This is a genomic window from Sabulicella rubraurantiaca (assembly GCF_017355885.1).
Classification (GTDB): domain Bacteria; phylum Pseudomonadota; class Alphaproteobacteria; order Acetobacterales; family Acetobacteraceae; genus Roseococcus; species Roseococcus rubraurantiacus.
The window spans coordinates 507,537-521,934 of record NZ_JAFEUU010000001.1; the positions used below are offsets into that span (position 1 = coordinate 507,537).

Below are 14,398 nucleotides of genomic sequence, written 5' to 3' on the forward strand. Positions count from 1 at the left end.
TTACTCGGCCGCCAGGGCCGGCTCGGGGCGCATTGCGGCACCTTGGCGGATCTCGCGCCACCTCGCGGGACGCCCGCCGATCTCCTCACGGAAGAAGGCATAGAAGGCGTCCAGCCAACGCAGCAGGCGCGTCACATCCTCCTCCGTGCGCGCATAGGGCGTGTTGCCCGGCGCCAGCGACGGCGAGTGGTAGGTCAGCACAAAGACACGATGACCGCGCGTGCGCATCGCACGGACGAGACGCTTGGCCTCATCAAGGGTGATGCCCTCGGGGGAAAGGCGGATGCGCTCCATCAGGCCGAAGCGAGCCGCCATCCCGGCCAGGATCTCCGAGCGCGAGCGGTAGAGACGGCGCGCCAGCTCTGGATGCGCGGCGCTTCCGACCAGTGCGGCGGAGACCGGCAGGCCAAGCAGCGTCCGCTCACGGTCCAGCCAGCGTGGGCGGGCGTCCAAAGCCCAATGCGAGCCTTCGGCCAGCCCCTCGGCTGGCCAGCAGGGCGTCAGGCTGCTGTCGCACTCATAGCCAAGCTGCTTGATGATGTCCGCCGTGCGGGAGCCGGGTCCGAAGCGCCCGGTGCGCCAGATGCGCGGATGGATCCCGAACGCATCCTGCAACGCGCCGGTCAGGCGCTTCGCCTTCTCGATCTGCAGCGCCAGGGGCAGGTTGCCGGTATAGCTGTTACGCTCGCTCAGTTCCTCATCGAAGGGCGGGGTAACCCAGGGGTGAAGCTGGGCGCCGAGTTCGGCATGCCCGCCCTGCAGAAGCTCGCGCAGCGGCGCGGCGCCTTCATCCTGCGTGGCGACGGGGTAGTCGGTCAGGTAGACCGGGATGACGCCATGCTTCTCGAAGACCCGGTGCGCGAGGTGCTGGCGGCCCATGGAAGACACATCCATGGCATCGCGCCGGAATGGCCCCGTCCAGTCGAACGCCTCCTCCGCATCCACGGTCGTGATCAGGAGAGGCGGCCCGTCGCTGCCCACATCGAGTGGTGCGTGGAAGCTTGGATCGGTGACGGAGGCAGTCGCGGGCAGGCTCGGCATTGGCTCGCCTTCTTCGATGCGGTGGGACAAACCGTAGGCTTCAAGATACCGTGCGGCAATCGAATCCATCCCGAAACGGGTTCGCGCCAGGACGCGGCCCGTGTCGCCCAGCCGTCGGCGTAGCGTCGGATCCTCGACGAGGCGCTGGGCGAGAGGCATGTATTCGGCATCCTCTTCGAACAGGAAGCCGGTTTCTCCTGGGAGGATGAAATCCTCGTTCACCCCTGGCAGGCGCCGCGCCACAACTGGCAGGCCATGCGCCATGGCCTCCGGGACGGCCGTGCCGAACCCCTCGCGGCGTGATGCGAAGACGAACATGTCAGCGCACCCGAACCAGGGATGCGGATCACGCTGCTCGCCGACCAGGCGCACTCGATCCGCCACGCCCAGCGCAGCGGCACGGGAACGCAAGGCAGCGACATACTCCGGTTCCAGCTCCGGTCCGACGAGGATGAGGTGTGCCTTTGGCCCAAGAGCAGGCATCGCCTCCACCAATGTCGCCTGGTCCTTGCGGGCGCAGATCCCGCCCACGGAAATCAGCGCGACGTCCTCCTCGCCCAGCCCGAGCTCGGCGCGCATTCGTTCGCGCTCCTCCGGGTCAGGATCCCTTGTGGTGATGCCGCAGGGGATCAGATGGCACCGCTCTGGCGTGGCACCGGCCCCGAGCGTTTCTGCCTGGAGCTTGGGAGAGATGGAGACGAAGCCGTCGAACAGGCGGAAGCCCTGCCGCGCGAAGGGGCGAGACACAGCACGGTAGCCGCGCAGCAGCGCCGGGAGGCTGTCATCCAGCGTGGCAGAGAGGAGGAGGCGCCGCCCCGCGAGGCGCGTCAGCAGGGGCGACACGAACCAGCGATCGGCGTGGGTGCGGAAATGCACCACGTCGAAGCGCGGCAGATGACGCATGAACCAGGCGCCCAAGGCCGCCTCCCGCTGAACATGCCCAGTCGGGCCGTCGCAAAGATAATGCACCGCGGAAAGGCCCGGCCCTACTTCTATTTCCTCGGCAGGGCGGGGTGTGTGGGTAACCAGGAGCTCATGCTCCACGCCGGGCGCGATCTCGCGCATTACGGCGGAGCAGCGCTCCAGAAAGACCCCTTCCCCCGTGAAATCCGGACGGAAGAGCTTGAGGACATGGAGGACCCGATTCGTCATGGTGCAATTGCCGGAGTGGGAAGCTGCATGGGACCACGCCCAAAGCCGTCGCGGTAGCTCTGAACGAGCTCACGGTCACTGATCGGCGCGCCGTCGCGCTTACGACCGAAGAACCAGCACCCCGCCGCGGCATCGCCCCGGTCTGGCAGGAAGCGGTCGAGCTTGCGGAGGGTTGCCGAGACGAGCAAGCCAAAGGCCCGCCCGAGCCGTCGCAGTAGGCGCGATTGGGCGCTGCCGATCGTGGCCATGAGCACGAGCCCAAGGCTGCTGCCGACACCGAGGGCGGGACCCGCAGCCACCTCGTCATAGGCGCGGAACAGGCGGCGGTGCCCGATGGGCGTGAAGCGTGTGAAGTCATAGGCGCCCATATGCACGGGCTGGAGAAAAGGCGTGACCGCATAGACGTGGCCATCCTTCGCAAGCACCCGCGTCATCTCGGCCACCACGCGCTGCGGGTCCGCCACGTGTTCCAGCACGGCCACGGCGACGACGAGGTCGAACCGCCCGTCCGGAAAAGGCAGCGAGTGCGCGTCCGCGATGGCATGCACACCGTCGGCAAAAGCCACATCCGTGTTCAGGACCTCCGCGATATCCTCGCCAAGGCGCAACCCACCCGAGCCGATGACCAGCACGCGAGGGCGCTCGTGCAGCGCAGCAACATAGGCGATCGCCTCCTCGGCACTGGGGTAGTGCAGCGAGCTGCTCACGTCGGCGACGCGGCGGGCCACCCGCCGGACGCGGCGGCGGATCCCGATCGTGCGGTCATCCGCGCGGCCGTAGCTGGCGCCACGAAACGCGTCCGGGCTGCTGTAGTCGGCTATCGCGAATACCGAACGTTCGTCGTCGATGAGAACGGGGACGCCATTCACGACCGGATATGCGCTGCCGCACTTGGTGCAGCGCAGGGTGCCCGTTCCTGTGAGCACTTCGCCGTCACGAGGGCAGGTCAGGGGCACGCCCCTCAGCGTAGCCGGTTCTAGCTTCATCGCGGTGTTCATGCCGTCACGAAACGGTTGCGCAGCCGTTGCAGGCCACTGGTGAACAGTGAAAGGAGTCGCTGCTCGGCCCCTGGCGGGCGGCCCTGAATCCACCACAGCAGGAGCTGTGTCGTGACGTGCACCACCGCACCCGGCGCGACCAGCATCACAGTGCGCATCAGCGCGCCCACCACGTCAGGCGATGTCGCTGGAAGAGCATCGCGCAGCAGCGTTACCGCCACGTACATCACCAGTGCCGCGATGGATGGACGCCATGCCTGCTCGCCGACTGCAACCAAATTATGACCCAGCAGACGTCCCGCCTGCCAGTGCCAGACCAGCGCATTCATGATTGCGGTGGCGACCATCATCAAGAGGAGGCCGACCGCACCGCTATAGACCGCACCCAGAATGATGATGGGCAAGCGAAGCAGGGACATCGTGACATAGGTCGCAACCAGCCGCCCCATCTCATCCAGCACGGTAAAGACGCCGTGGGTGAAGTGCGCCTTGCTGTCGGCGAAGGCAAAGAGCGCGCAGAGCGCAATCAGCGGTGCGGTGCCAACCCAGTTCGGCCCCAGCGCGACCACCTGGATCTCCGGCGCCAAGATGGCGATTCCGACGGTCAGAGGCAGCAACAAACTGAACAAGAGGCCGAAACCGTCGAGGAACTGGCGCCGCAGGCGATCCCGGTCATGCGCGACCTTGGCGTAGCCGGAATAGATAGGCTGGCGAACCGGCACGGCCAACTCCGTCACGGGGGTCGCGGCAATCTGGTACGAGACGTTGTAGGCACCCACGGCGGGCAGCCCGACCAGCCGCCCCAGAACCAGGGTCGGTGCGTGCAGGTCCACGATCAGGCATGCATTGCATGCCAAGGTCCATTTCGAGAAGGACAGAAATTCGCGCCAGGACGCAAGGGAAAGCCGTGGCCGGTAGGGAGCGATGATGTATCCGGTGGGGATCGTGATCGCCTTCGCGAGGAGGTTGCCGAGAACCAAGCACCAGTAGGACCCGGTGGCGAAGGCAATGACGATCGTCAGCAGGAAGGCCGCGAACTTCGTCAGCACCTGCAAGCGCACCAGGAGGTCAAAGCGGAACTCACGCTGCAGCCGAAACAGCCCAGGGCTTTGCAGGCTCTCCAACGCGACCGCGAGGCCGATTGTCATCAACAGCGGCGCGATGCGTTCGTCACCGAGAAGCTCCGCCTGCCAGTGGGCGGAGAGCGCAACAAGGCCGCCGAGCAATCCGCTGCGGATCAGGTTCATGGTCCAGGCAGTGTCATAGTCGGACCGTGTCACGTCCTTCTTGCGGACGATCACGAGCCCATAGGCCGTCATGGTCAGCAAGTCCGCCACGACGAAGGCAGCGGAGGCCAGTGCCACGAGGCCGAAATCGGCAGGCATCAACAGTCGTGCCAGGATGAGCGTTGAAACGATGCTGATGCAGCGCACGGCGAACCGCCCTGCGATCATTACCGCAGCGCTGAGTGCAATCTTCCGTCCGAGGGGTTCCGCGCTCATGCCGCCGCACGCTCCTGTGCCTGCGCGAGGCCCGCCTCGCGGGCAAGCCATGCCTCAAGCACCAAGATCTGCCAGATCGGCTGCGAGTGATCTGCCGCGCCAGCCTCGTGCTCCGCAACGAGGCGCTGTGCCTCGCCAAGGTCGAGGAGGCCACTGTCGCCCAGCGCGCCACGTCGCAGGCGCGACCCGATCTCGCCGGCGCGCCGCCTGAACTGCCCCGCGATCTCGGCGGCAAAGCCCTGCTTGCGGGCCCAGAGCAGATCATGTGGAAGATCGGCTGCCATAGCGCGGCGCAGCACATGCTTGCCGAAGCGACCGCGCAGCTTTTCGCTCGCCGGAAGGGAGAGGCCCCACTCGACAAGGCGGTGGTCCAGGAAGGGGGCGCGCAGCTCCAGCGAATGCGCCATGGAGGCGCGGTCGGTCTTCACCAGGATGTCCCCGGGAAGATAGGTGAGGATGTCCGTGCGCTGCGCCGCAAGCAGCGGGTCATCTGGATCGGCTTCTGCCATTGCCTCGACGAAGCGCTGGGACGGATCGTGCCCGTCCAGGGCCGTCCGCATCCGGGGCGAGAGCAGAGCCCGCCGCCTTGCGTCGCGCAGCTTGGAGACGCTGCCGTAATAGCCAAGCGCGCTATCCAGGCTCAATTCGGTCAAGGTGGACTTGGCCCGCAGCCAGCGGGGTGCTCCCGCGAGAGTCGGATACCAGGCGGCAAGCCGTCCAATCACCGTCCGGCGCATCCCTGGTGGAATGTTGGCACGCACGGCCTCCACCAGCGAATGGAAGCGGTAGCGCCGGTAGCCCCCAAGTACCTCGTCGCCCCCGTCCCCGGACAGGGCGCCCTTCACGTGGTGGCGCGCAAGGCGGCAAACGGCGAGGGTCGGGACGGCTGAATGGTCGCCGAAAGGCTCGCCATAGACTTCGGCGACGCGCGAGGCCGCGGCGAGGTAGTCCTGCTCACCCTCTTCGGCCTGGTGGGTGGTGCCGAAGCGCCCGGCAAGCGCGGCCGCCGCCGGGCGCTCGTCGCCGGGTCCCGGGAAGCCGATGGTAAAGGTGGATAGCCCGACTTCCCGTGACGCCAAGGCGACGACGGAGGCTGAGTCCACGCCCCCTGACAGGAAGGCGCCAATCGGGACATCGGCCATCAGCTGCAGGTGCACTGCATCCGTCAGCCGTGCTCGAAGCTCGGCCGCAGCGTCGGCCGCGCCAGCGACGGCGTAGGCTGGTGGACGCCAATAGGGTCGCGGCTCAGGGAGCGTCGTCTCACCCCGCCGAAGGAGAACGAAATGCGCGGCTGGGAGGCGGCGGATCGCAGCGTAGGCTGTGGCAGGGTCTGGGATGTAGCCGAGCGCCAGGAAATCCTCGATCGCCACCGGATCCTTGCGGCGATCCACACCGGGAAGCGTCAAAAGCGCGGCGATCTCGGACGCAAAGGCAATGGTTCCATCCGGTAGAGCCGTCCAATGCAGCGGCTTCTCGCCCAGCCGGTCACGGGCGAGCAACATTTCCCCACGCGTCCGGTCCCACAGCGCAAAAGCATACATGCCTTGCAATCGGTCGAGCAGTCCAACGCCCCACTCGCGCCAGCCGGTCAGAAGGATTTCGGTGTCGGAGCGCGTACGGTGGTGATGGCCAGCGGCCTCCAAGGCCTCGCGCAACGCAACGTGATTATAGATCTCGCCGTTGAACGTAACGACAACCGCACCATCCGCGGTTGTCATGGGCTGTGCCCCGCCCTCGAGGTCCACGAAGGACAGTCGCCGATGGCCGAAACCAAGATGCGGCTCGACATGGAAACCATCACCATCCGGCCCCCGGTGCGCGAGGGCCGCCGCCATCCGCCGCAAAGACACAACCTCAGGCGTGGCTGCGCTGAACGGCTGGAAGAGGCCGAGAATGCCACACATCAGGCGACCCCTTCGCAATCATACGTATGTTGCGAATCAAGCATAGCAGCCAGAAATGCTCCGTCAGTGAAAAGTGATTTGCACAACCTTGCCTTGCATGGTAAGGATGCATCTCGCCGCCATCGAGGGGTTTCTGAGGCTATGGAGAGGGTCGAACACAAGCTGATCTCCCCTTCCGCACACGCGGAAGTTGCCGAGGCTGGTTGGCCGTCGCGCCTTCCGTGGCCTGTCGCGGTGCTGTTCATCTTTACCCTTGGCATTGCCCTGTGGTGGGGCGTGTTCCGCCTGACCAGCGCACTCCTCGCCTGAGAGCCGCTGCCCTCAGTTCTTGCATGCGCCATCAAGCTTAAACTCCCGTGTCTGCTCGCTAAACGCACTTACCCGTCTATGGGATGCATAGTTGGAAGGTTTATCAGGCAGGCACAATAGAAAGTGTCGGCTGGCGCGCTCTGCTTACGGCATCAATGTTAGGGGCGCCGCTGTTGAGAAACCAGGAATAGGCGCTTCGGGACGCCCGCGTATCCAAGATCTCAACCAATGCTGCCAGCGACTGTAACGCCCAGCGCCCGTAATCGCCGCGGCTCTTTTCCCATCCCTCGCCATTGGAAAGGCCGCGCGCGACCGTTTCGCGGCCGATCTCGGCCCAGCTGCGATAAGGTGCGGCGTTTGGTGGAGCGATGGCGATATTATAGGCACAGCCATCGTGTGGGTTGAAACCCCGCTCCCGCGCCAGGAACCGGCCGGCCAGGAAATTCTCCATCCAGGAAAGGACGGCCCGGGCGTCCGCATTGCCGCGCCGTGCCGCCATAGCCGTACTCGAGGCGAAATGGTCCTGCTGCCATGGAGGGAGCATGCCAGGTGTGCCGTATTCGCCAGGGATCCAGCCATGTGCCTCGCCCTGCATAGCCGTCCATTCCGGCAACATGCGGCGTAGCCAAGCCCAGTTCGCCGTGGAAACGTCGCCAACCCAGCCCGCCTGATCCCCCAACGCCCATGCAGCATTGTCAACCTGACGCATGGACCACGCAGCGGAACGGACCTGCCCGCGCGCGACGATGTTGACGTCTGGCAGCCCGCCCTCCCGCCGCACACCAGGCCAAGTGCTGATCACGGAGTGGTGGGCCTGCGCCTCGAGGTTGTCCAGGAAGGCACGCCGGCCAGTCAGCACCCAGGGCAGGAAAGACAGGTCGGGCTGATGCGCGCGGTCAGGAGACCAGCCATGGTCATTTCCAACCGGGAAGGTCAGGCCATGTGGCGGTGTCGCGCGCGTATCGGTCCAGAAACCCGGCCGCCGGCGCGTGTCGATCCAGCCGCCCTGTGGATCCCGGAAATGCCAGGGCACCGCGCCTGCCGCCTCCGCCTGCCCCAGCGCAAAGCGCGCCGCGCGACGATCCTGGCTGACGATCCAGGCCGCCACCGGCAGGGGTGCAGGGCCGATATCGGCGCGCCCACCTGTTGTCGGCATGCGCTGAGTGATGCCACGCGGGTCGAGCGGTACGGTCCAGGAGGGCGCGGCCATGGCACGAGCAAATCCGTCCAATATCTGAGGAGCTACCCCAGGGGCGACATCGTAGCGATGCGCGGCACCCGCGTCCGCCAAGTAGGATGGATCGAACCGGATATGCGCCGCGATGGGCCGCGTCGAAACCAGCCGCCCCCATCCTGAATAAGGATGGTGCCGCGCAACCCGGCCCGCCATCGCTTCCCGTCCGTCCAGGCTGACGCGAATTTCGTAGTTTGCGTACTCCACACCTGGGCGAAGCGCGATGTCGTTCCGGAACCAGGCATCCAGCACCAATGCCCCGTCGGCATGGAGGGCGACGTCGAGCACGAGGCGCAGCGAGGTGGCGCCCCCTGCGGCCCCGGCTGGGACCTCTGCCTCGACACGCTTTCGCGCCACCAGAGGACCGGACTGCCACCTTCCTTGCCCGGCCAGCGCGTCCACCGCGAAGCCTCCAACCTCGACCCTGGCGGATCGGCCCTCCGCCATGCGTGCCGGATCGATTTGCGTCTCGGTCTGGCCTCCAGCCAGCAGGGCAACGGGAAGGCTCTGCCCCTGTCGGAGCGCCGGAATGCGCAGCGCAATCACCGCATGCCGGACCGACCCGTCGGGATGTCGCGCTGTGACATCCATCTGCGTGGGCAAGGCTCCAGCGCCGCCGGCGTCGGCCCGAAGCGATGCACCGCGCGCAATGTCGCCCGCGCGGAAAGGATGGCCGAAGGTCAGGACCCCCTCAGCGCTCGGCCCCTCAAGCGTGACAGTGGGGCGAGGGCCGCCGGATGCAGCGACGCGGCGGACTGAGCCTGTCTGTGCCTCGGCCGAGCAGGCGCCGAGAAGGAGGGGAAGGGCGCGACGCGCGATCATCGGCTGAGCACCCGGCGAAACACTTGGACTTGGCCGGCTGATACTTCGCGCCATCCAAAGCCCTCCGCATGGGCGCGTGTCCCGGCGCGGTCCGGACGGGCCAGCACGCGCCGCAAGGCAGCGGCGATGGCGGAGGGAGTAGCCTCGTCGATCACCTCGCCAGCCGCCTCGGCACTGACCGCCTCTCGCGCGCCCCAGGCCGGCGTGCTGACGACCGGCGTACCGCACGCCATGGACTCCAGGAGCACGTTGGCCCAGCCCTCGCGAGAGGAAGCCAGGACCATCGCATCCGCCGCGCCGTAGTAGCGCGGCAGCTCGCCATGCGGGACCGGCCCAAGCAAGCGGACCCGGTTGGAAACATCGAACCGAGCGGCAAGCGCTTCAAGCGCCGCGCGTTCCGGCCCCTCCCCGGCGATCCAGAGCTGGACGCCCGGAAGGTCCTTCAAGGCCTCGATCGTCAGGTGGTGTCGCTTGCGTTCGATCAGCAGGCCGACAGCGAGGATTAGCGTGCCCTCCACGCCGAGTTCGCGGCGCAACGCATCGCGATCGGCAGGCGGCTCGAACCGCTCGAGCTCCACCCCGTTGCGCAGCACCGTCACCTTCTCATCTGGCGCACCGAGCGCGAGAAGGCCTCGCTTCAGGTCGGCGCTGACGGCGATCAGCGCATCGCAGTCCTGGATCGCGCGCTGGATCAGGCGGCGCGGCATCGCATGGTCGGGCAGTTGCGAGACGTCGGAGCCGCGCGCGGTGATGACCACTGGCCGGCCGAACTCGCGCGCCAGCCAAGTGGCGGCGACGCCGTCCGGATAGAGGTAGTGTGCATCGATCACGTCGAAGCCGATGCCCGCCTGGATCATCCGCGTCACCTCCTTCCGCGCGGCGCGGTAGAGCGCCCATGGGTTGGTGACCATGCCGAGGCGCGGCAGCGCCGGGTAGCGCGGGTGCCGAACCGGAAGCCCATGCCGGACTTCATCGCGCGGGACGGCGGCAGTGCGCCCCCAGCGCGGGAAGAACGGTGCCAGCGCCTCGGGGAACCACGGGACGGGGGCAAGAACCTGCGCCTCAACGCCCTCGTCGGCGACGAGATGCCTCAGCCTGTTCTCGACGAAGACGCCATGATTGGGCGTGGCGGCGTTCGGGTATAGGGTGCTGAACACCAGCAGGCGCGGCAGGCTTTGCTGCGGCGGCACGGCGGAGGCGCTGTTGCGCGGCAGGGTCAGAAGCGGCATGTCCGGCATCGTCGTCGTCCCGCATGTCGAAGGGGGATGGGTAGCGTCGGCTGATCGAGGGCACGCCCGCCCAGAGGGCGAGCCACACGGCCCCAATCAGCATGGCGAGGAAGTAAATTCCCTGCATCGGTCAAGCCGCCTGTGCCCTGGCGCGCCAACCGCCCGTGGCGACGGTCCGCGCGTGTTCGGCCTCCTGCCGCACCTCCATCCGGACCACGGCCCGCGCAGCAGCAACGACGACAAGAAGCGTCCAGAAGTAATCCCAGTACGAAAGTGACAGGAAAGTTCCACCAACCATGTAGGCGACGATCGAAACCTGTGACATTCGCGCGAGGTCCCAGGCCCAGCGCAACTTCGGCTGCCCGCGTGCGATGGCAGCGAGGCGGAGTGTTTGCCATATCCCCGCGACCAGCAAGGCAACCCACAGCCCGAAGCCGACCCAGCCATGCTCACCCAGCACCTCGAACCAGATTGAATGGGTGGCGCGCGCCGGTACGCCCGGGGTCAGGCGGTCCACGATGTCCTGCTGATGAACCGCGCGGAAACCGCCGCCGGTGAACGGCCGCTGCCGCGCCAACTCATAGGCCGTCAGCCAGATGCGGATCCGCCCGGTGGCCGAGGCGTCCTCCTCGTAGTTCTGCATCGTCTCCATGCGGTCCACCCAGGACTGGGGCATGAAGGCGATGCCGCCCGCGACCACCGTGGCGATAACGATTCCTGAGATCACCTTGCCGCGCGACCGAACCCACAGCACGCCACCCGTAGCGACCAACGCCACGAGCGCCCCGCGCGATTGCGACCCGAGCACTGCGACAAGGGTGAATCCCATGGCGGCGAGCAGGCCGATCCGGATCAACCGATGCTTTGAGTGGAGGCGCAGCCAGTTCATCAGCGGAATGGAGATCAGCATGCCAACCGCAAGATGATTGCGATCCTGGATCATTGTCTGCGCGGGACCGAGCACGATGTGCCCGCCACCTGTGAACAACGTGAATATGCCGCCGCGCACGCCGAAATAGCCGAGGGAAAGCACCATCATCCAGACCATGGCGTGGATCCGGTCCCGGCTGGTGAGTAGCGCAGCGGTGAGCAACAAGCCAAGGGTGACCTTCATCACGCGGTCCCACATCGGCCAGACCGCCTCGGGAGGAGCAAGGGCAACCGCCGAGGTGAAGGTGATCCAGGCGAGGAAGGCGACCAGGAGCACCGTGACAGAATTGATCGCCGCCCGCCTCGGCTCGCCGGCCAGGACGCAGCCCACCAACGTCGCCATGAAGGCGAGCATGGCCCACGGCAGGTTCTGCACAGCACCCCAGACCAGCTGGTGCGGATTCATGAAGGAAATCCACGACCAGATCAGAACCCCGGCGAAGGGGCTGACGGTCGCGAGTACGAGCCAGGGCGCGCAGACCAGGAGGAAGGCGAGGTCACGCAAGGGTTAGCGGCCTCCGCCCAGCCGGGCGAGGAGACGCTCGCCCTCGGCGCGCTCCGGGAAGCTGGGGGTGCGGAGCGCGGCGGTGAGCTGCCGGCGCGCCTCGTCCCTCTCACCGACCTCGGCCAGCACCGCGGCATAGCGGACGCCCATGCCGGGGCTCGGCGGGTTTCCGTCCGGGTAGGCGTGGCGGAGGACCTGCAACGCGCGGCGGGCATCGCCCGAGCGCAAGAGAATGAGGCCGAGCGTGTCTCCAACCTCCGGACGCGGCGCCAAGGCAAAGGCACGTTCGGCCATCGGCCGCGCGCGATTCAGGGATTCCCGGTCACCGCGCTGCGCCAGAACCCAGGCGAAGTCGTTCAACACCCCACCGTCATTGGGCAAGAGGCGGAGCAGCGTTTCCAGCTTCCGCTCCGCATCGGCGGTACGGTTCGCCTGGAGGTCGAGACGCGCCGAGGTCGCGAGCACAGCCGGGCTCTCGGGCGAACGTTCGAGCCAGGCCTGCAAGGCACGGCGCGCCTCCTCAGGCTGTCCGGCGCCGAGATGCGCGGCGGCAAGACGCAGGGCCAGAGGCTCGGTCGGACCTTCCGAATAGGCGGACGAGAAGGCGCGCGCGGCCTCGGCGTGGCGGTTCTGCGCCATCAGGAAGTCGCCGCGCAGCCAAGCGCCGGCCGGCAATGAACCCGGGCGCCTGGCGAGGCGATCCGCCATGGCGAGAGCGGCATCGGGACCGCCGGCCTGCTGGGCGATCATCACGGACGTCCCAAGCAGCAGCGGATCGTTGGGGGTCAGGCGCAGCCCCTCCTCGATCACGTTTTCCGCCTCCCGGTGCTCGTCGCGACGGGACAGGAGGAGCGCAAGCTGACGGCGTGCCGCCGCGCTGTTCGGCTGCTCCGCGACTGCGGCACGGGACGCTGTTTCCGCGTCTGCCCAGGCGCCGCGTGCCGCATGGGCCTCGACCTGCATAAGGCGCAAGGCGGGATTGGTGATGCGCGGACGCAGCGCCTCATGATCGAGCACGGCAGAGGCCGCGGCCGGGTCACCCGCTGCGAGCAAGGCCCGCGCGGTCGTGCCGGCAATGATAGGTGATCCCGGGTGCGCCTGCTGCGCCGCACGAAGCGCGGCAAGGGCCTCGTTGCCCGGCCGGGCGGCACGCAGCAGGAGCCCCGCGGCTTGCGCGTTCTCCGGATCCGCGGCCAGCACCTCGCTGAGGTAACGCGCGAGGTCGGCGATGCGATTCTCGCTGCCCGCGATGCGCGCGAGGCCCAGCCGCGCGCCGATCGAGTTCGGGTTGGACTGGAGTGCGGCCTCCAGCACCTGACGGGCCCCGGCTATGTCGAGCCGCATCGCGCGGATCGAGCCCTCCGCCAGCATCGCAACTTCGGTGCGGCGCTGTTCCGGCGTAAGGCGGGCGAGTTCTGACTCGGCCGCCTCCGGTTCGCCACGCGAGATCGCCGCCAATGCGAGCATCTGACGGGCCGCCGGATCGTCCCTGCCGCCGGCCAGCGCGGCCTGAGCCGCTTCGGCCATGCCGGCATAGTCACCGAGGGAAAGGCGAATGGCAGCAAGACGCGATTGCAGCGCTGCGTTGCCGGGCTGTGCTTCGGCAGCCGCGCGGAAAGCCTGTTCCGCCTGGCGGCGGCGGCCCTCGCTGAAGTGGATCTCGCCCAGACGAGCCAGGGTCTCGGGATCGCGTCCGCCCTGCTGCGCATAAGCGGCCAAGGTGGCGGCCGCGTCTCGGTTCGCGCCGCGCTTGGCCTGGAGTGAGGCCAGGAGCCGCACGCCGCGCACGTCGAGCGGACGACGCGCAACAGCGCGGGCCGCCGCCTCTTCTGCCTGGGCGTCCTGCCCAAGCTGCGCCTTCACCGTAGCGAAGGCGAGAAGCCCGTCCGACGTGTTCTGCAGGGTTGTCTGGCCCAGCCGGGTGAGCGCAGTGTCCGCCGCACGCCAATCCTGAGTGGCAACGTAGATCAGCGCCTGGATGTAATTCGCCGATGCAAGGCCGGGCGCGTTGCGGAGCGTCACCTCCACATCTGAACGCGCGCCATCAATGTCGTTGTGACGCAGCCGCACTTCCGCCCGCTGGACTCGCGCCAGGGGATGGCCTGGCGCGATCTCCAGGGCGCGGTCCAGAAGCTCGCCCGCGCGCTGCACATCGCCCTTGCTGTAGGCAATGCCTGCGCGCCGCAGCAACGCCTGGACCGAGCGCCCGTCGGCGGCAACCGCGGCATCGGCTTCGCGCTCCGCGAGGGCCTCGTCGCCCTGTACCTGTGCCACCGCCGAGAGGGCAAGATGCGGCTCGACCGCCCTGGGGTCGGCCTCTATGCCCGCTTCCGCCGCGGCCTTCGCCTCGGCCCTCTGCTCCAAGGAGAGGTGCGCAAGCGCACGGCCGGCATAGATCTGCGCCGCCACGTCGCGTGGGACAGAGGCGTCCGGCACGGGGAACTCGCGCAGGAGGTCGCGGGTGCGGCCCAGCGCCAACTGCGCGCGGATGCGCAGAGCCGTCGCATCCGCACGGTCATAACCGGCGGCAAGGGCCGCGCGAGCCTCGCGATCCGCCGTGTCCGGATCGCCCAGTTCGAGCGAGATCTGCGCCAGTGCGGCTCGCACCGCGCCGTCATTGGGAGTGGACCGCGCGGCATTTCGCAGCTCGATCTGCGCAGTGCGGAGGTCGCCGCGCGCTTCAGCGGCACGGGCGCGCTCCATCGTCGCATGTGCCGGTTGCGCGGCAAGCAGCGCGAGAAGGGCAAGTGTGGGGGCCAGGGGCTTACGCAT

Annotated in this window: 8 protein-coding genes; all 8 read right to left on the reverse strand. The window is 67.7% G+C overall.

What is annotated here, in order from left to right:
• The gene (locus JTJ31_RS02485) at positions 1-2,193 is read right to left on the reverse strand and encodes a glycosyltransferase (protein ID WP_207537002.1); all 2,193 of its coding nucleotides are present in this window, start codon (positions 2,191-2,193) and stop codon (positions 1-3) included.
• Positions 2,190-3,191: a methyltransferase domain-containing protein gene (locus JTJ31_RS02490; protein WP_207537003.1), complete on the reverse strand. Its 1,002-nt coding sequence runs from the start codon at positions 3,189-3,191 to the stop codon at positions 2,190-2,192. Before JTJ31_RS02490 ends, JTJ31_RS02485 begins: the two co-directional genes overlap by 4 nt.
• A complete protein-coding gene (locus JTJ31_RS02495) occupies positions 3,188-4,693 on the reverse strand; it encodes an oligosaccharide flippase family protein (protein ID WP_207537004.1) in 1,506 nt (501 codons plus the stop codon). The genes JTJ31_RS02490 and JTJ31_RS02495 overlap by 4 nt, the downstream gene beginning before the upstream one ends.
• A complete protein-coding gene (asnB, locus tag JTJ31_RS02500; RefSeq protein WP_207537005.1) occupies positions 4,690-6,597 on the reverse strand; it encodes an asparagine synthase (glutamine-hydrolyzing) in 1,908 nt (635 codons plus the stop codon). The genes JTJ31_RS02495 and asnB overlap by 4 nt, the downstream gene beginning before the upstream one ends.
• A 412-nt stretch (positions 6,598-7,009) precedes the next feature.
• Positions 7,010-8,962, reverse strand: coding sequence for an RIFT barrel domain-containing protein (locus JTJ31_RS02505; protein WP_207537006.1), 1,953 nt, complete (start codon positions 8,960-8,962; stop codon positions 7,010-7,012).
• The gene (locus JTJ31_RS02510; protein WP_207537007.1) at positions 8,959-10,191 is read right to left on the reverse strand and encodes a glycosyltransferase family 4 protein; all 1,233 of its coding nucleotides are present in this window, start codon (positions 10,189-10,191) and stop codon (positions 8,959-8,961) included. Before JTJ31_RS02510 ends, JTJ31_RS02505 begins: the two co-directional genes overlap by 4 nt.
• Before the next feature lie 130 nt (positions 10,192-10,321).
• A complete protein-coding gene (locus tag JTJ31_RS02515; protein WP_207537008.1) occupies positions 10,322-11,626 on the reverse strand; it encodes a putative O-glycosylation ligase, exosortase A system-associated in 1,305 nt (434 codons plus the stop codon).
• Positions 11,627-11,629: 3 nt separating this feature from the next.
• Positions 11,630-14,398: an XrtA/PEP-CTERM system TPR-repeat protein PrsT gene (prsT, locus tag JTJ31_RS02520; RefSeq protein ID WP_207537009.1), complete on the reverse strand. Its 2,769-nt coding sequence runs from the start codon at positions 14,396-14,398 to the stop codon at positions 11,630-11,632.

Coding starts and splice junctions, on each gene's coding strand:
- JTJ31_RS02485 (WP_207537002.1), bottom strand. CDS start 2,193: ATGACGAATCGGGTCCTCCATGTCCTCAAGCTCTTCCGTCCGGATTTC.
- JTJ31_RS02490 (WP_207537003.1), bottom strand. CDS start 3,191: ATGAACACCGCGATGAAGCTAGAACCGGCTACGCTGAGGGGCGTGCCC.
- JTJ31_RS02495 (WP_207537004.1), bottom strand. CDS start 4,693: ATGAGCGCGGAACCCCTCGGACGGAAGATTGCACTCAGCGCTGCGGTA.
- asnB (WP_207537005.1), bottom strand. CDS start 6,597: ATGTGTGGCATTCTCGGCCTCTTCCAGCCGTTCAGCGCAGCCACGCCT.
- JTJ31_RS02505 (WP_207537006.1), bottom strand. CDS start 8,962: ATGATCGCGCGTCGCGCCCTTCCCCTCCTTCTCGGCGCCTGCTCGGCC.
- JTJ31_RS02510 (WP_207537007.1), bottom strand. CDS start 10,191: ATGCCGCTTCTGACCCTGCCGCGCAACAGCGCCTCCGCCGTGCCGCCG.
- prsT (WP_207537009.1), bottom strand. CDS start 14,398: ATGCGTAAGCCCCTGGCCCCCACACTTGCCCTTCTCGCGCTGCTTGCC.